The organism is Mucilaginibacter sp. P2_A5, from assembly GCF_056404995.1.
The window spans coordinates 27,100-45,819 of the sequence record NZ_JBFUCY010000041.1; the positions used below are offsets into that span (position 1 = coordinate 27,100).

The 18,720-nt window shown below is 43.9% G+C and carries 15 protein-coding genes; 6 read left to right on the top strand and 9 right to left on the bottom strand.

Annotated features, from left to right (window positions below; genetic code table 11):
* Positions 1-110: 110 nt before the first annotated feature.
* From AC1DXF_RS26385 to AC1DXF_RS26400, 4 genes are all read left to right on the top strand, one after another.
* Positions 111-2,297, top strand: a complete 2,187-nt coding sequence (locus tag AC1DXF_RS26385) for a TonB-dependent receptor (RefSeq protein WP_477451685.1) — start codon at positions 111-113, stop codon at positions 2,295-2,297.
* A 284-nt stretch (positions 2,298-2,581) separates the two neighbouring features.
* Positions 2,582-2,836, top strand: coding sequence for a hypothetical protein (locus AC1DXF_RS26390; RefSeq protein ID WP_477451686.1), 255 nt, complete (start codon positions 2,582-2,584; stop codon positions 2,834-2,836).
* A 69-nt stretch (positions 2,837-2,905) separates the two neighbouring features.
* Positions 2,906-3,217: a hypothetical protein gene (locus AC1DXF_RS26395; RefSeq protein WP_477451687.1), complete on the top strand. Its 312-nt coding sequence runs from the start codon at positions 2,906-2,908 to the stop codon at positions 3,215-3,217.
* A 589-nt stretch (positions 3,218-3,806) separates the two neighbouring features.
* Positions 3,807-4,472, top strand: a complete 666-nt coding sequence (locus AC1DXF_RS26400; protein WP_477451688.1) for a DNA alkylation repair protein — start codon at positions 3,807-3,809, stop codon at positions 4,470-4,472.
* A gap of 119 nt (positions 4,473-4,591) precedes the next feature.
* On the opposite strand, the gene AC1DXF_RS26405 is transcribed toward AC1DXF_RS26400, so the two are convergent.
* From AC1DXF_RS26405 to kdpF, 6 genes are all read right to left on the bottom strand, one after another.
* Positions 4,592-6,313 carry a HAMP domain-containing sensor histidine kinase gene (locus AC1DXF_RS26405; RefSeq protein WP_477451689.1) on the bottom strand — a complete coding sequence of 574 codons (1,722 nt, stop codon included), beginning with the start codon at positions 6,311-6,313 and terminating at the stop codon, positions 4,592-4,594.
* A gap of 2 nt (positions 6,314-6,315) precedes the next feature.
* Entirely contained in the window at positions 6,316-7,443 is a 1,128-nt protein-coding gene (locus AC1DXF_RS26410; RefSeq protein ID WP_477451690.1) for a sensor protein KdpD, read from the bottom strand.
* Positions 7,444-7,756: 313 nt separating this feature from the next.
* Positions 7,757-8,323 (bottom strand): K(+)-transporting ATPase subunit C, encoded by a 567-nt coding sequence (locus AC1DXF_RS26415; RefSeq protein WP_477451691.1) that lies wholly within the window; start codon positions 8,321-8,323, stop codon positions 7,757-7,759.
* A 139-nt stretch (positions 8,324-8,462) separates the two neighbouring features.
* Positions 8,463-10,490, bottom strand: a complete 2,028-nt coding sequence (gene kdpB / locus AC1DXF_RS26420; RefSeq protein ID WP_477451692.1) for a potassium-transporting ATPase subunit KdpB — start codon at positions 10,488-10,490, stop codon at positions 8,463-8,465.
* A 168-nt stretch (positions 10,491-10,658) separates the two neighbouring features.
* Complete coding sequence (kdpA, locus tag AC1DXF_RS26425) at positions 10,659-12,374, bottom strand: potassium-transporting ATPase subunit KdpA (RefSeq protein ID WP_477451693.1); 1,716 nt, start codon at positions 12,372-12,374, stop codon at positions 10,659-10,661.
* 11 nt (positions 12,375-12,385) lie between these two features.
* Positions 12,386-12,463, bottom strand: a complete 78-nt coding sequence (gene kdpF, locus AC1DXF_RS26430) for a K(+)-transporting ATPase subunit F (RefSeq protein ID WP_090651871.1) — start codon at positions 12,461-12,463, stop codon at positions 12,386-12,388.
* Positions 12,464-13,283: 820 nt separating this feature from the next.
* Here kdpF and AC1DXF_RS26435 point away from each other — a divergent pair.
* On the top strand, positions 13,284-13,820 hold the full coding sequence (locus tag AC1DXF_RS26435) for a DUF1877 family protein (protein WP_477451694.1): 537 nt from the start codon (positions 13,284-13,286) through the stop codon (positions 13,818-13,820).
* Positions 13,821-13,901: 81 nt separating this feature from the next.
* The gene (locus AC1DXF_RS26440; RefSeq protein ID WP_477451695.1) at positions 13,902-14,360 is read left to right on the top strand and encodes a hypothetical protein; all 459 of its coding nucleotides are present in this window, start codon (positions 13,902-13,904) and stop codon (positions 14,358-14,360) included.
* A gap of 261 nt (positions 14,361-14,621) precedes the next feature.
* Here AC1DXF_RS26440 and AC1DXF_RS26445 read toward each other — a convergent pair whose 3' ends face one another.
* The 3 genes from AC1DXF_RS26445 to AC1DXF_RS26455 all read right to left on the bottom strand — a co-directional run bounded on the left by AC1DXF_RS26445 (position 14,622) and on the right by AC1DXF_RS26455 (position 18,437).
* Positions 14,622-15,254 (bottom strand): hypothetical protein, encoded by a 633-nt coding sequence (locus AC1DXF_RS26445; RefSeq protein WP_477451696.1) that lies wholly within the window; start codon positions 15,252-15,254, stop codon positions 14,622-14,624.
* A 165-nt stretch (positions 15,255-15,419) separates the two neighbouring features.
* A complete protein-coding gene (locus AC1DXF_RS26450) occupies positions 15,420-15,695 on the bottom strand; it encodes a hypothetical protein (RefSeq protein WP_477451697.1) in 276 nt (91 codons plus the stop codon).
* Positions 15,696-16,700: 1,005 nt separating this feature from the next.
* Positions 16,701-18,437 (bottom strand): MAC/perforin domain-containing protein, encoded by a 1,737-nt coding sequence (locus AC1DXF_RS26455; RefSeq protein ID WP_477451698.1) that lies wholly within the window; start codon positions 18,435-18,437, stop codon positions 16,701-16,703.
* Positions 18,438-18,720: the final 283 nt, after the last annotated feature.

Consider the following 18,720-nt stretch of genomic DNA (forward strand, 5'->3'; position numbering starts at 1 on the left):
CAAAGGAGAGGGTTCAAAAAAAATTAAATTTTAAATGCCATGCAGGTAAAAGTCCTCTCCTTTGGAGAGGATTTAGGTGAGGCCAAACAGTTATACAAATTCCCATATTCATGAAAAAAATCATAGTGCTTTTTACGGCATTTTTATATACCGCTATGGCGTATGCCCAGGATACGCTTAAGGCAATTATTAAAGACGCGAAAACTAACGAAACCCTGATTGGTGCAACAGCCATAATACAGGGAATTAATAAAGGGGCTACTACCGATGCTGCCGGTTTAATTACCTTAACAAATATACCCGCAGGCAAGCAGGTTATCCGGTTTAGTTATATAGGTTACGAAACCCGGCTGGATACCTTAACTTTTCCGGTTCAGCAATCATCTCCCATGATAATTTTGCTCCAGGCTAAAGGCAAGGGAGATGGCGAGGAGCTGGGCGAAGTTACCGTATCATCAACCCGCAGCAGCCGTACCATTGCCAATATTCCTACCCGGGTGGAGGTTATTTCGGGCGAGGAACTGGACGAAAAAGCCAACATGAAACCAGGCGATATCCGCATGCTGCTTGCCGAAAGCACAGGCATCCAAACACAGCAAACATCGGCAACCAGTAATAATTCCAGTATCCGTATCCAGGGACTCGATGGTAAGTACACACAAATTATAAGGGATGGGTTCCCGCTGTACTCCGGCTTTTCGGGTGGCCTGGGCTTGCTGCAAATAGCCCCGCTCGATCTGAAACAGGTTGAAGTGATCAAAGGCTCGTCCTCTACGCTGTATGGCGGCGGCGCTATTGCAGGCCTGGTTAACCTGGTATCCAAAACACCAACCGATCAAAGACAACTCAACTTCCTGTTAAACGGTACTTCGGCATTGGGTTTGGATGCCAGCGGTTTTTATGCACAGAAGTTTAAAAAAGTGGGTGCAACTATATTTGCTGCCTATAATCATGGTACTGCTTATGACCCTGCCAATATCGATTTAACCGCCATCCCAAAGTATAACCGGTTTACGTTTAACCCCAAATTGTTTTTTTACCTGGATGATAAAACCACCCTGGTAACCGGCATCAATAGCACGGTAGAGAATCGTATTGGCGGCGACCTGCATTATATTGAGGGCGACGGCAACGCGCAGCACAGTTATTATGAAAAAAATAAAACAGGCAGGTACAGCACACAGGCGGAGCTGGACCGCACTTTGAATGAACGGGAAAAGCTGGTATTTAAAAACAGTGTAAGTTATTTCGACAGGGCTATCAACCTGCCCGATTACCGCTTTTCAGGGATTCAGTTTTCAACGTATAGTGAAGCAACTTACTCCCGCACAAACGACAGATCTGACTGGGTTGCAGGGTTAAACTATTTATCAGAAAACTTTGCCGAGGATAAAAACAGCACCTTCCCGCTCAGGAGCTACAACTACAGCACCATTGGCGGCTTTGTACAAAACACCTGGAATGCCACACAAAAACTGACTGTTGAAAGCGGCTTACGCGGCGATTATCATAACCGGTACGGCTTTTTTTTCCTGCCCCGTTTGTCCGCTTTGCTGAAGATCAATTCGCATTTTTCAACCCGTTTAGGTGGTGGCCTGGGTTATAAAGCGCCTACAGTATTTACCGAGGATGCCGAACGCATCCAGTTTAAAAATGTATTGCCCGTTGACGTTAAAAACACCACTGCCGAACGGTCATACGGCGCCAGTTATGACCTGAATTACCGTACAGGTTTATTTGATGATAAGGTGAGTTTTAGCATTAATCAATTGTTTTTTTATACGCGGATAGAGAAGCCCATCCTGCTTGCATCGCTGCCGGATGGTAACCTCCAATACCAGCAACCCCGCGGCGACCTGAACACCAAAGGATTGGAAACCAATGTGAAGCTAACCTATGCCGATTTTAAACTGTTTATAGGTTATACGCTGGCAGATGTAACGCAGCATACCGGCAACAACATTGCAGCATATCCCTTAGTATCAAAACACAGGCTGAACAACGTACTGGTTTATGAAATAGAGAATAAGTTAAAGATAGGATTGGAAGCCTACTATTTTAGTCCGCAACGCTTAAATGACGGCACCACAGGCAGGGCCTACTGGACAACCGGGTTGATGGCCGAAAAGATCTGGGATCGGTTTTCCCTGTTCATCAATTTTGAGAACCTGACCGATACCCGGCAAACAAAGTTCGACGCCATTTATACCGGTAGCATAACCAACCCGGTGTTTAAGGATATATACGCCCCTTTGGACGGCTTTGTTGTGAATGGCGGGATAAAGATTAGGTTGTAAACAGGTGGTGTTAGGTTACCGGCTTTCTATGAAGGCGATTCGTGATGCAAGTGTAATCCGATGGATATGAAGGCGGAAGGGCGTATATTGCGAACTATGCTTCACAACCGCGCCTCACTGCCATACCACCCACCATGTTATTGTGAGGCACGAAGCAATCGCGAACTATACAAGACGTAACACATCGGTTACCCCAAGTATCAAAGCCCCCCGAAGCCAAAAACTCCGGGAGGCTTTTTGTTTACCGCAGGCAATATCCTTATCTTCGTACATACCCGAAAAATATGCCCCCACGCCAAACCATCTCCTTTTTTGATAAGCTGAGTAAACAGGTGATCAGCATACAGGTTGCCGAATCGGCGCAGTTGCCGCAAAGTGCCGGGTTTTGGAATGCCGATACCAACCAGGTTTTATTGGGGAGGGAGCGGTTTAGCGAATGGGAAACATTAACCGGTCACCTGGAAAGGCAGGTTGAATTTATCTTAAGCTTGCAAAAAGTGACGGGCGAAGCGAGCCAAGAGGCAAGAATCAAGAGTTAAGATTTTTGATGACGGTATAGCCAATCTATTTATAACCCCTATATTTACAGGCATATCACCAGTTTACCTATGGTTTGCGAGCATTTACGTTCATTAGAAAACGACCTCGACAAAAGCGGGATAAAAGAGACTTTTAGAGGCAAGGCATGGTCAAACAACTGCCGGGAGTGGGTTTACTATGACTGCATCCTCAATTTATCCCAAATAAGGTTTTATTACAGGCTTCCCGATTGCGTAAAGGCGCACGCCAATGACGACCCCAAATCCGGCACCGAGCGTGGTTTTGTGTGCGAACCTTGCCGGGATGCCATAATGGGTCTCCACCCTGATTTCAGCAATAGTGATATTACGTTTGGGGATGATTTGCCTGGCCATTTATAACAATTATTTCACAAGGCGCATATATATTGGCCGTACCTATGGTACTCTTTCATCTGCGTTTATTTTACCACGGGTTAAAACCCGTGGCTACAATATTGGCCGAACCTACGGTTCTTTTTTGGCTTTATTAACGATGCCTTTCAACCTGGTGCTACAATATTGCAGCAGTGGCACTCGTGTTGCCTGGTAAATGAAATCATAACTGTAGCTAAGGGCCGTAGGCTCGCAACATGTTGTTGCAACGGGTTTTAACCCGTTGAATGAATAAACAGTTATCATGGAGTGCCATCGGCACGGCTGATTTTAATCGCCTTCAGACAATTGCGTTAGGGGTAGTAGCGGATACCGGCCCGCGTTTAAGGCCTGTGTAGTATGAGCGGATGACCCGGCCCCAACTTCTACCGGTTGGGGAAACGCCCGTGATCTCCTTTGATGTATTCGATTTTCAAGGTGTAAAGGCTTGTTAATGGCAGCCTGTCGAAGGATCGCCGACAGAGGCCTTTGCCCGCTACATAACGCGGCATAATAAAGCTTTATTTTTTCTCCCTAACAACCTATATTCGAATAATTAAAACCTGCTATAAAAACCATGACCGTAACAGAGATCCTCGCAGAATTAGAGGTACTTGGAAACGAGAGAGTGCGTGCCCATAACATAAAATTTGGCGCTCACGAAAACCAGTTTGGCGTAAAAATGGGCGATATCCGCACTATTGCTAAAAAGATAAAGCCCAACAATGAATTCGCCCTATCATTATGGCAAACCGGCAATATTGAGGCCAGGTTCATGGCAACATTGATCATGGTGCCGAAGGCATTGTCTTTGCAGGAAATAGACAGCATGGTGCGGTCTGAACGGTTTGCGCAGGTAATCGACTGGCTGTATTCCTATGTTATTAAGGAACATCCTGATAAAGAACAATTACGCCTGCAATGGCTATTTACCGGCCACCCCATGGCTGCCCGCGTAGCCTGGAGCCTCACCAGCGGCCGGATAGCACGAAGCCCCGAGGGACTGGATATCCCGGCGATTCTTGACCGCATTGAAGCCGAAATGCCAGGCGCCGCCCCCGAAGTACAGTGGACCATGAACACCACGCTGGCGCAAATTGGCATAAACCACCCTGCTTACCGCCAACGCGCATTGGATATAGGCGAACGACTGGGCATATACCGCAATTACCCGGTATCAAAAGGCTGCACCTCGCCTTTTGCCCCCATCTGGATCAACGAAATGGTTAAGAGGCAGGGTTAAATGGCTACCCATGCCGTGTTGCCTGACCGTGCGAAAAACTTAGTAAGTAATTAAACTTAAGTTTAAATTAGAGAGCAATCTACTTTAGAAATTAAAGGTCTCCCCCTTCAAGAGGAGATTTAGAGGGGGCTTACCGCCCTCTTCAAGGTAAAGGCAAACCTGCTCCCTGCCCCTATCTCGCTATCAACTTCGATGTGACCGCTTTGGGCTTCAATAAAATCCTTGGCAATGGCGAGGCCAAGGCCGGTGCCGGTTTGATCGGCGGTGGCGTTGGGTACTTTAAAGTAGCGCTCAAATAACCGCGACAGGTATTGCTCTTCTATGCCTTTACCATGATCTTTTACCGAAAATTCTATCTCGTCGTTCTTATGTTTTTTAACGGTTAGCTCCACAACCGATTTTTCGTGGCTGTATTTTATAGCGTTTGATAACAGGTTGATAAGTACCCAGGTAGTTTTATCCAAATCTGCATGTACCTCGGGCAGGGTATCGTCGCATTTTACTTTGATGTTTACCTGTTTTTGATCGGCAGTAAACTTGATGGCTTTTACCGCGTAATCAACAATGTTACGGGGATGTGTACTGCCAAAGTTAAGCTGTAGCTTACCGGTTTCTACCTGTGCCATATCCAGCAGTTCGCCGGTTATCTGCAGCAGGCGACGGGCATCATCGTCAATATTTTCCAGCAATTGCCGTTGCTCGGTGTTTACGCTGCCTATGCGGTCGTCCTCCAGCAATTTCAGGCTCATTTTTATGGATGATATGGGCGTTTTCAATTCATGCGATATGGTGGCGATGAAATTGGTTTTGGCTTCATCCAACTGCTGGTACTCGGTAATATTTTTCAGGATAATTACCTTACCTATCACTTTACTTTTACTGCTCACGGATAACGATTCGCGGCTGTAAAAACTTTCGCGGTTATCGGAGAAAATCTTTAACCGTTGCTGCTCATTAATTAACAGGTTGCGCAACAGGTCGTTCTCCAACGCAATATCAGGCGCATAACGGCCGGTAAGCTGTACGGCGGGCATACCTATCAGGTTGCATGCCACTTCGTTGGCAAATATGATAAATTGTTTTTCGTCTAAACCAATAATGGCATCGTGCATGGTATTGATAATGGTCTCTATCCGTTTTTTCTCAAACAGGATACTGGCCAGGTTGCTGTTCTCGTACTCGTCCAGTTTACGGGTCATATTGTTAAATGCCTGCCCCAATTCGCCAAACTCGTCATCGGAGTGAAAGTCTATCTGCTGGTGGTAATTTCGGTTTGATACCTCTTTTATCCTCGCAGTTAATTCCTTTAAAGGATCGGCTATATAACCCGGAAAATTTACCGCGAAAGTGAAAGCAATGGTGAACAATAAAAAAGCACTAACGGCCACCAGCACATTTGCCCTGCTGGCGGTATCGGCGGCCTTATCATTTTTATGCGCAATTGCGTCCATATTTAAATGCATAATGCCGTAAACAAGGCGACGGGCATGGCTCCTTAAAGGCAATTGCTCAACTATATTGTTATTATGCTGCTTTATCTGCATATAAACAAGCGTTAACGAATCGGTTAATGCCTGCTCACCTTTTTCTGTAATGTTATGTTGCTGCCGGTTCAGGTTATCATCAACAATAGCCATTTGTTTGGGCGATAGCGGCCCGTTACTGGCATCAATGGCATCCAGTATTTTTTGGGTGTATTGCAGGGTTTTATAATTATCCTTCAGGATCACCCCCGCATCGGCCGACAGGCGGTTGAGGAAGTAAACAGATAACCCGCAGACGATGAGCGCCAATACAAACAAGAAACCGATGCCTGTACGGAGTTTATTTTTAATAGTCATGGTTATGATAGTATTACAAGGTCTATATCAGTTTTTGACATTTTATTTAACAATTGGGTAAAAACCGCCGTTTTCATAATAACCTGGTAAAATTTAAAGCGTGGCTTACCCAGGCAAATAGTGGTAATGTCGTATTTTTCGGCCGTTTCCCAAATGGTTTGGGCTATGCGGTCGCTTTTTATTTTGATAACTTCGCCGCCCAGTTGCGTGGCCAGTTTCATATTATTAATGAGGTGGCGTTGTGATGCCAGGTTTATTTTATCGCTGCTCTCTCTTGAGGTTTGTACATACAAAACAAAAAACTTTGAGCGGTAGTACGAGGACAACCTTGCCGTTTTACGGATAATTATTTTGGCCGAAGCATCATTTGTACTAATGCAGGCTAAAAAAAGCTCGGGCCGTAGTTTAATGGTTTTGGGTATCTCAATATCTATCTTCCGCTCTACCTGGTGGGCAACTTCGCGCAGGGCAAGTTCGCGCAGCTGCAAAATTCTGTCGGCCTGGAAAAAGTTATTGAGCGCCATCGGCACCTTTTTTTCATCGTATATCTTACCTTCCTTTAAGCGGTCTATCAATTCATCGGCGGTAAGGTCGATGTTTACCACCTCGTCTGCCAGCTGCAAAACCTTATCGGGTATGCGCTCATTTATTTTGGCCCCGGTTATGCGCTCCACCTCCTCGTTCAGGCTTTCCATATGCTGGATGTTTACCGCGCTGATCACATTGATGCCGGCGTTTAATATCTCCAGCACATCCTGCCAGCGCTTTTCATTGCTGCTACCTTCAATATTGGTATGTGCCAGCTCATCAACCAAAACCACCTCGGGGCGCAGGCTGATGATGGCCTTCAAATCCATCTCCTCCAACTCCTTACCCTTGTAAAACAGTTTGCGGCGGGGTATTACCGGCAAGCCTTCCAGTTGAGCAACAGTTTCTTTGCGGTTATGCGTTTCTATATAGCCAATTTTAACGTCGATGCCGTTACGCATCAAAGCCTGGGCTTCCTGAAGCATGCGGAATGTTTTACCCACACCGGCGCTCATGCCTATGTAAACCTTGAATTTCCCGCGCCTCGATTTTTTTATCAGCTCAAGGAAATGCTCAACCGATCGTTCTTTTTCGCCGTCCATAAGCCCCCTCTAAATCTCCCCTGAAGGGAGAGACTTTAAAAATTTTAATTTATCTGATACTTATTAATAACCATTTTGTTTTAAACCCGCACAAATCCCATTTTGGTTTACAGCCAAGCTTTTAAACCCCATGCAAATCAAAAGTCTTCCGCTAGCCAGCGGAGGAGATTTAGAGGGGGCATAAAAGGAGAGCCCTCGCGGCCCCCCTTTAAGGTATGAATGTTTCTCAAACTAACATATAATTAAACCAAAATTAACTATACAACCATTCATACATATCTTAAGCCCCACCTAAATCCTCGCCTAAAGGGGGCTATTTCTTTAGTTCATCCAAAGCCACATTCAGCTTCAGCACATTTACTTTTGATGGGCCAAATACGCCAAATAACGGCTTTTCGGTATGCTCATCAACCAGTTTGGTTAAAACATCGGCAGATAAACCACGTACTTTGGCAATACGGGCTACCTGTACTTGCGCTCCTGCCGGGGAAAGATCAGGATCCAATCCGCTACCCGATGCGGTAACCAGTTCGGCAGGGATCTGGGCGCGGGTTACACCGGGGTTATGTTTTAAAAAATCCTGGATGCGGCCTTCTACCTGTTTCAAATAATCGGGGTTTGACGGGCCTTTGTTTGAACCTCCCGAACCGGCAGCATTATAATCAACCGCAGATGGACGGCTCCAGAAGTATTCGTCTTTAGTGAATTTTTGACCTTCATTGGCATAACCAACTACACGGCCCTTATAAGTTACGGTTTCCCCATCACCATGACCGGGAGTTAATTTGCCCACACCGGCTATAGCTAACGGATAGATACCGGCTGTAATTACTATCAGGATGATAGTTAACTTGATTGATGGCAACAAATATGTTTTCATTTCTTTTAGATTTGAGATATTAGATTTGAGATGTGAGATTAGCCCCGCATCCTTGAAATGTAGATCTGAGTGCTCTGATATAAGATTTTCGACTTTTATTTTCTGTCTCAAATCTCATATCTCACATCTCAAATCTCTTCTATAAAAATATTCCTACGGCAAGGTCAATTAATTTAATACCTATAAATGGTATCAGGATACCGCCCAATCCGTAGATCAATAGGTTACGGCGTAATAAAGCGCTGGCACCTATCGGTTTATATTCAACACCGCGTAAGGCCAACGGTATCAGCAGCGGGATAATGATGGCGTTAAATATTACTGCCGATAATATGGCCGATTCCGGGCTGTGCAATGCCATGATATTTAGCGCCCTTAACGACGGGATAGATACCATGAACAAGGCCGGAACGATAGCAAAGTACTTGGCTACGTCATTGGCTATCGAGAAGGTGGTAAGCGTACCACGGGTCATCAGCAATTGTTTACCAATTTCCACAATCTCAATCAGCTTGGTTGGGTCGTTATCCAAATCAACCATGTTACCGGCTTCTTTGGCTGCCTGGGTACCGCTGTTCATGGCCACGCCAACATCGGCCTGTGCCAAGGCAGGTGCATCGTTTGTACCGTCGCCCATCATGGCTACCAGCTTGCCGCCTTGTTGTTCTTTTTTAATATAGTTCATTTTATCCTCGGGCTTGGCCTCGGCAATAAAATCGTCTACACCTGCTTTTTCGGCAATAAATTTGGCTGTTAAAGGGTTATCACCGGTCACCATTACCGTTTTAACGCCCATTTTACGTAAGCGATCAAAACGTTCGGCAATGCCGGGTTTAATAATGTCCTGTAATTCAATTACGCCAAGGATCTTTTCATTTTGTGATACCACTAATGGTGTACCACCGTTTGAGGAGATCTTTTTAACATTCTCTTCCACATCAGCGGGGAAAGGGTTGCCTGCTTTTAAGGCGATGTTGCGGATAGAATCAAAGGCCCCTTTACGGATGCGCAACCCATCGGGCGTATCTAAACCGCTTGAACGGGTTTCGGCAGTGAACTTGATAAAAACCGAGTCTTTAGGGGCAACTACCTTTAACTTGCCTGAGCCGGTTTCGGCCAGTTCAACAATTGATTTACCTTCAGGGGTTTCATCAGCCAGCGAACTCAATACGCAGGCTGTTACAAAATCCTGTTCGTTTACTGCGGTTGTTGGGTAAAAGTTGGTTGCCTTACGGTTACCAATGGTGATTGTACCTGTTTTGTCTAACAGCAAGGTATCTAAATCGCCGGCAGTCTCCACCGCTTTACCGCTTTTGGTAATTACGTTGGCACGCAATGCCCTGTCCATACCGGCAATACCAATGGCCGATAACAGACCGCCGATTGTAGTTGGGATTAAGCACACAAACAAGGAGATAAATGCAGCTATTGTTATAGGGGTGTTAGAGTAGTCGCCAAATGGTTTCAGGGTAACGCACACGATAACAAAGATGAGCGTAAAGCCTGATAGCAGGATAGTTAAAGCTATCTCGTTTGGTGTTTTCTGGCGCGATGCACCCTCAACCAAAGCAATCATCTTATCTAAAAAGCTTTCGCCGGGCTGGGTGGTTACCATAACTTTTATCTTATCAGATAATACTTTGGTACCGCCTGTTACTGATGATTTATCACCGCCCGATTCGCGAATAACCGGAGCCGATTCGCCGGTAATAGCCGATTCATCAATGGTAGCAATACCTTCAATGATCTCGCCATCCGTAGGGATATTATCACCTGTTTCGCAGATAAATACATCGCCTTTTTTTAACTGGCTCGACATCACCTGGGTTTCTTTACCGTTAACCAGTAAGCGCGCAGGAGTTTCCTCGCGGGTTTTGCGCAAGCTTTCGGCTTGTGCTTTACCGCGTGCTTCGGCAATGGCCTCGGCAAAGTTGGCAAACAATACGGTTAACAACAGCACCAAAAACACGGTGAAGTTATAAGCAAAACTGCCCTGGCCTTTATTTGCAAAGGAAAATATGGTAACTATAAGCATCACTGCTGTTCCTATTTCAACGGTAAACATAACCGGGTTACGGAACAGTATGCGTGGGTTTAGTTTGATGAAGGATTGTTTAAAAGCCTCCTTCATCTGATCGCCCTGGAATAATGTATTTGAGGTTTTCATTTTCTTTTTAATTTTTTAAGCGATTAATGCTTTTTCAGTTCCCCTCTCGAGAGGGGGCGCGATGGAATGTGCGATAGCAGGGGTGTGTTCTGCTCCATTCAACGCGGGTTAAACACACCCCTCCCCCCTCTCAAGAGGGGAATCGCACTGCCTTCCGCTTCCTTTTTTCTATCTAAGTGAAAAATGTTCGGCAATTGGGCCTAATGCTAATGCAGGAAAGAATGAAAGGGCGGCTATAATTACAATTACCGCGAATATCATTAATCCAAAAGTGGAAGTATCGCTTTTAAGTGTACCGGCAGATTCTGGAATGTATTTTTTGTTGGCCAGTAAACCAGCTATTGCCAGCGGACCAATAATTGGTAAAAACCTACCCAATACCATTACTATACCAGTAGTAAAGTTCCAGAAGATGTTACCATCGCCCAAACCTTCAAAGCCCGAACCGTTGTTGGCAGCTGCTGAAGTATACTCATACAACATTTCAGAAAAACCGTGGTTGCCCGGGTTGTTTAACCATGTTGACGGTTTTACCGCCCAATCTGCACCCGGCATGTGTACCACAACGTATGATGATATGGCTAGGCCAACCAATATGATGAAGGGGTGCAATAAAGCTATCAGCGAAGCTATCTTCATTTCGCGGGCTTCAATTTTGCGCCCTAAAAATTCCGGTGTACGCCCAACCATCAACCCGGATATAAATACCGCGATGACGATAAAGATATAAAAGTTAAGGAAGCCAACACCTACACCACCGTAAAAGCAGTTAACCATCATACCCAGCAATTGCATACAACCAGATAAAGGCATGGTGCTATCGTGCATGGAGTTTACCGATCCTGTTGATGTAATGGTAGTCATTACGCTCCAGTAGGCAGAGTTGGCCGGGCCAAACCTTACTTCCTTGCCTTCCATGGCACCGGTTGGCTGGCTGATGCCCATGTGGGCAATGGCCGGATTACCGTTCAACTCGGCGTTAATGGTGGGGATCATGAGCATGAGCATCCCCAGCGTCATCACCCCGAAAATTACGTAAGCAAATTTCTTTTTATTGAGGTAAAAACCTAAGGCAAATACCAGCGCTATCGGGATAATCAATTGTGCAACCAGCTCAACCGTGTTGGTTAAGTAGTTAGGGTTTTCGATAGGGTGGGCCGAGTTGGCACCGAACCAGCCACCGCCATTTGTACCTAAGTGTTTAATAGCAACTAAGGCAGCAACCGGCCCGCGGGATACGTGAACGGTATCGCCCTGCATGCTGATAAAAGTATCTTTACCGGCATAGCTGGTTGTCATGCCGTTAAAAGCGAAGATGATAGCTATAACAAACGATATAGGCAATAATATACGGGTAATGGCTTTTACAAAGTAATCCCAAAAGTTACCCAGTTTATCGGTCACTTTATCTTTCAGGGCCCTGTAAAGCACAATTAGGGCGGCAATACCGGTAGCGGCCGATACAAAGTGCAGGAACATAAACACAAAATGCTGTGTAAAGTAAGTGGCGCCGCTTTCGCCCGAGTAGTGCTGTAAGTTACAGTTTACCAAAAAGCTGATGGCCGTATTAAAAGCGGTATCAGGCGACTGCCCCGGGTTTGCATCCGGGTTAAGCGGCAGGTGGCCTTGCGCCATTAAACAAACAAATGCATAAATAAGCCATACGCTATTGATAGTAAGCAGGGCAAATAAATGCTGTTTCCAATTCATTTCCTTTTTGGCATCAATGCCGCTGAAACGGAAAATGAAACGTTCAACAGGGGCCAGAAAGTCGAGCCAGGTTTTTTCTCCCTTAAAAATGCGGGCGATGTAACGGCCCAGGGGGATGGCTATTGCCAGCGTGAGCAGGTAGGTAAAAATTACACCTGAAAGTTCAGTGTTCATGGTTTAATAGTTTAAAATTTTTCGGGTTTAAGCAGCACATACACCATGTATACAAACACAGCCACTGCCACAATGAATAATGCGATCATGATGATTAGATTTTTTCGAAGTAATTAACTGATTTGAAGAAGATCCAGAATATGGCTGCAAAGGCCACAACATAAATAACAACTTGTAAAACATCCATACTATTAGTTTTTGCAAGAGGCTTTACCAAGCAGATGCCAACAAATGCCAAAGACCATCACCTGTTTGATTTACAGCATATTAAGTTATTACAGACGATAAATCAGCGTTTAAAAGGCTAAAAACGCCTATCATTTTGATAGTTGATTATCAATGTGGGAGAAGGAGAATGGCGGTGCCCGTAGCGTTCCACCGGAACGCCTGGATCGCATGGAACGCTTTGGAACGCATTAGTATTGACAATCAGCGAGTTATATTTTTAAAAAAGCAAGCATGGAACACCTTTACAGCTCATTATCAATTATTTAGGTAAAATTGCTACCGTGCAAAAAACGTCGAAAACAGGAGCGATTTCACGTTAATCGCCCTATTGTCCGAACCTTGATTTTTAGGATTAAAGGATAGCCAGGGTTTTATTTATGAAGCTGTCTTGATTCTTGTCTCCTGATTCTATTTTTCCAAAGTCTTGCTACTTGATACTAACTACTTGCTACTAAAATGGGCGTTGCCTGCGGCCCACGCTTTCCGCTTATACTGCACAGGCATTAGGCGCGAGGCCGGTATCCGCTGCAATCGTTAACGCGGGGATTGAGGACAAATTGACGCCACAACACCATTTTGGGCTACCCCCTGCCCGCATATACTGCCGGGCATATCAAAATAAAATTTCATTTTCGTTTATTTGAATATTGGGCTATCTTGAACGACCAAACCTTAAATGATATGGGACAAAGCGTAACATTATACCAAGTAACCAAGGACGAATATTTAACGATAGCCGATAATCCGGACGACGCTAATTTATTTGAGCTTGCAAAATCAAGCCGGACTTTTGATCAGTCTTTTGAAGGGCTCAGGTTTGTGCTTTCAAAAAACAGGGATGCCGAAACTACAAACCTGGTGCAGGAGATATTTTACCCGGTTTGTTTTTTAGGAGAAGATATTGATTACTCAACGCTGGATTTCGAGCAAGTTCCGGACGACTTCAACTTTGATCAAACAGTATTTAACTATCATGACCTGCCGAAAGTAAAACTGATAAACCAATTCCTCAATACCGTCAGCACAACCGATTTCAGCAATGCCTTTAATCCCGACGAGTTAAATGCAAACGATATTTACCCCAATATTTGGAATACTAACGAGGGCGAAGAATATGCTTTTAACGAGGCGCATTTGCTTCAAGAATTTATCAACTTAAAAAATACTTTTAGCGAAGCCGCACAAGGTGATGACTATATTTTTTGCGCTATCGGATAAATAGCTAAATCTTGCCACCTGACAATGAAAACTCTTAGTCCGGATTAAATATTTATATTTAACAGGAGAAGTAAATAACCTATGCCGGAATATTTTGATATATCGTTAATCGCGAAAAAAACACAAACGTCTAAATCCGAAATTGATAAATGTTTAAAGGATTTATCTTTAGTTGAGGGGAAGAATAAAACACAATTATTCCCGGGCATGGAAATTTTGGTATCCTATGTTGATTTGGAAGAAAGTGGCTTTGAGGAACTAAGTATTAGTTTTCCCGAACAGCATTTTGAAAAAGAAAAATTTGAAGTTGAATTGCAAGCCTTTACCGACCTTGTAAACAGTTTTTTTAAAACTAATTGCAATTTTAAGTACGCTTTATGTAGTTACGAGATAAACGGGTATCTCCTCGGGAGGGTTAAATCCATTCAGGAATTTACCAAAGATTTTCTAATTCAATTCCCGATTGTCTATGAGAGACGAAATGGCGTTGATAAGTTACCACTTGTAATTATTAATACAGCTGCCCAAGATCTGTTTTAAAAGCTGCAACTTAATGTAAGTAGCATCGAAACAACAAATATGTGTTACAAATCGGTAACATATCCCCTACTACTAAAAAGGGCGTTGCCTGCGGGACACGCTTTCCGCTTATACTGCGAAGGCCTTAGGCGCGAGGCAGGCATCCTCATCCCAACGAGGCTGCGCCCGTCTTCCCCTCCGACTGCGTCGCATAGAGGGGCGGGAAAGGAAAAAAAATAAAAAATGAGATTAACCCTCTAATATGATATTATGAATATCATATTATTTTTTTATATATGGTTGTACTTTTAATCCTTTGTGAACATCCCTTAAAGAATAATAAAGCTTTTTATCGATTATTATCAAAAAGGGAGAACGATCATATTTCACTAAGTAATTATATAACCCTTTTAATTCCGGTTCATCTTTAATTATAAATGGTAAAAGATAAATACCCGATTCGCCAACAAAAAAAAGCTTATCTGAAGGCTCTTTGGTTAATAAAAAATAACTATAGTCTTCTAAAACTCGATGTGCCATGATGTAACCTAATTTATTGTTTCTCGTAAGCACCTCTAGTTCGTCAGTGGTTATTTCGTACCCATTTTTGTTAGGCCAAAATCCACTTTTATCTGCATTGTATTTGTAGTAAATAAAAAGTTCAAAATACCTAAGCCTGTGATTAAAAAGAAAACTCATGTCATGAGAATCGATTTCCTTTAAATAACTGTCACATATGGAAATTTCATCTTGATTTTCTGTCTCAATTTTACTTCTTGCTTCAATCAATCCACGCCTTAGTTCGCTTATCAACTTAGAGAATTGACTTAAATTAGACAAATATCTAATGAGTTTGCCTTTCTCCTTTGAGAAATTACTATTTAACATTACTAAACTGAATTTATCTTCATTCATCTTCTTCTCTATTTTTTTTAAAACAAGATACGTGCAAAACATGACCGTTATCATAATAAAATAAATTAGTTTAAGGTCTTTTACCATCTTGAACTCCTGCGCGAATTCCCCCAACTTTGCGGTTAGCTTCTTTTTCCATTCCATCTATGAGAATCAATCCCCCCCTTAGCGCTTGTGTAAAGGGCAGAGCCAGGATGACTTGTAATAATCTTTCTTACAAAAAAAAATTCCCTTCCCCGTCAGCAGAACAGCTTCGGGCGAAAACGGGCAAAACAATGCGGGGCTGTGCGGCTGCAGGGCATAGGGAGTTTTTGCGGCAGGGACAATGTGGGCGAGGGCAAAATAATCCCAGCCCAGGTTTTGACCGTTTTGCAGGGCAGAGGCCTTGCGCGCAAAGAAGCATTTCTGCTGACTTGATTTTTTTGGTCCTTTTTGTATCAAGACAAAAAGGACTAGGCCTCCCGCGGCCATGAGCGGGCCGATGTTGTCGTTTCTACGAAATAATGTTGATTCCTAAATAGCTCACCCGGTATAGTTACGAGATTGCCGCGCTGCGCTCGCAATGACAAAGTTTATATCGAAATTCCTAATTTCCAAAAATGCCCCCTTAGCAAGTCTTACGCAAAGGGCAGAGCCAGGAGGACTTGTGATCGTTTTCTTTACGAAGCACCTCCCCTTCCCGTCAGCAGAACAGCTTCGGGCGAAAACGGGCAAAACAATGCGGGGCTGTGCGGCTGCAGGGCATAGGGAGTTTTTGCGGCAGGGGCAAAGAGGGAAAGGGCAAAATAATCCCAGCCCAGGTTTTGCCCGTTTTGCGGGGCAGAGGCCTCTCGCGCAAAGAAGCATTTCTGCTGACTTGAATTATTCGCTGTTGTTTGTTATTTATTGGCGCTCATTATCTCGCTATGCTCGGTCTTTGGTCCTTTTTGTTTCAAGACAAAAAGGACTAGGCCTCCCGCGGCCATGAGCGGGCCGATACTGTAGCCTCTACTGAGTAATTTCGTTACCCAAACACCCGTAAAGCATAGTTCGCGATTGCCACGCTGCGCTCGCAATGACATAGTTGTTGTGATGCTTGCTACCGCGAGGTTAGCGATAGCGTACCTCGTGGGTAAAAATGGTAAGCTTTCAGCTTACAAGTTCAGCTGAAAGCTGAAACCATGTTTTACCACGAGTTTAAAACTCGCGGCAGCGGCACGATGCTATAACCTCTACTAAGTAATTTCGTTACCCAAACAACCGTAAAGCATAGTTCGCGATTGCCACGCTGCGCTCGCAATGACATGGTTGTTGTGATGCACTTGCTACCGCGAGGTTAGCGATGGTGTACCTTATAGTTGGCATGTGGTAAGCTTTCTGCTTTAACGGCCGTGTAATAAAATTACACATAAATAAAAAGCGCTCCTAACCTTTCCGTCGGGAGCGCTTATGCCATTACCAGCTTTTTTACTTGTTAAAATCATTCGATGCGGCAAATCCAATTGCATAAGCCACACTATCGGCATGTGACACATGGCTGTCATCGTCTTTATTATATTCCGTCCAGCTATTGGATGATGATGGAAAGCTTTGTTGCACAAGATTACCAAAACCAGTGGCATTTGTTACTGATAAACCACCGCCTGCAATAGCTATGCCATCGCCCAACGTTGCGGTTTGGTTGCCATATTCATGTTCAGATTCGGGTGTACTAACCAAATATGGCGTAATGGTAAGTGAAGCATGGTTACTCTTAATGCCAATAGCATAAGCCGTAAGCGCAACATCAGATGCTATATTTTCATAATCATGGTTGGTGGCCGTCCAGGTAGTATCATTTGAAGGGTAGCTGCCCAAAATGAATTTATTAATATTTCCGGGCGTAAAAGATTGAATACCACCACCCGAAAGTAAATAACCGGCATCTACACTACTTGCAGCGGTATCGCTGCCTACACCTGGATTGCTGCCTGATGCTTTTTTTAATTGAACCTGCAACAGGCTATCTGTGCTGTCAACTGCATAACTGGGGTCGTATATGGCCATAGCAAAGGCCGTTATATATTCATCGGCAGATGTGGCATCTGCGATATCATGCGATCCGGCAGTCCATCCATTAATATGGCCATGACTATCTGTTTGGGGGTAAGAGTTTACCAGGAAGCTGCTTTTGTTTTTTTCTACCATGGCCCCTCCTCCGATAATCCGGAAGCGGGCATCGTTTGCCACAGCATTAACACTAACTATAGTGTATGGCTCCAAACTAGCATCTGCTGCAAATATGGTTGGGTTATTGATACTTTGCGCCAATATTACAAGATTGAGATATTGCTTCAATGTGTTTTTTGCAGTATCATTTGCGGCCAGTTGCCATATCTCGATAGAGCTGGTTATACCATAAGAAGTATCGCTGGTACAACTATTAGCCCAGGCAACAACTGTTTTCGGATCTTTTGGGTCAATTTCGGCCGCCAGGCTGCCCTGCCCTCCCGAAGTATCAACCGTTTGTTCAAGGCTGGAAGAAAAACTTTCCTGCGATAATTTTTGAGTTGCACTTGCCGCAGCGCTAATGCTGCCGGCGCCTTCATAGGCTGCTGTTACCGCAAGCGACATTTCTTGCTTGCTTTTGTAATTGCTTGTTTTTGATGCTGATTTTAATTGAATAAAGCCACCCAGGTTTAAACCAAGCACAAGATGTGTACCATAAGTGTTTACAAAAAACTCGGCAGCTTTAAGTGTGGTAATGCCGTCAAGGCCATCGCATAATTCGGGAGCCAGGCATGCTCTTATGGCATTATTATCGCTTTGCCTTTTAAAAGTTACCGTGCCGCAATTAATAACAGCATTAAAACTGCTGCTGAAAGCTGTTGAAGCCTGGTAGGTTTCTGAACTGTAACTTGCCTTTACCGAACCGCTGTAAAATCCATAACTGCCCTCGATACCCACAGAGGCGGCGAATTCTGTATTAGAAGATTGCGAAGATTGAAATTCTTTAAAAGTAGATGAAAAGGTTTGCTTAACGGTTTGGGTGTTTACATCATTGTCCGTTAATGGTGTTTTTAAATAATTGTTGAGCTGGCTCAGTAATAAATCGGGATTTTTGGCGATGATGGGATTAAAAACATTGAATGATTGCAGTACGAAATCCTGAGGTTTTGATTGTTCAATCTGCTCTTTGAGCATTTGTAAGTTTGATGTTTTCATAATTGTATTGGTTTGTTTGGTTAAATGATCACCGTTAAGCTTAACGGCTTGGTATTGAATATTTAAAATTTTTAGTGCTTTTGATGATCAGAGACAATGTTTTAGTAGTTGTAATGATATGAAACAAGGAGATTATCCTTTCATGGTAAAGGATAACCAATAAAATAACTGTAAAGAAATCAAAGCAATTATTCAATCATTCCCATGTACAATGGTACCCAAAACATTTACCGGGAGATAGGGTACAATAGCCCTTTTAGCAGGCTTTTTTCAGGCAAATAAC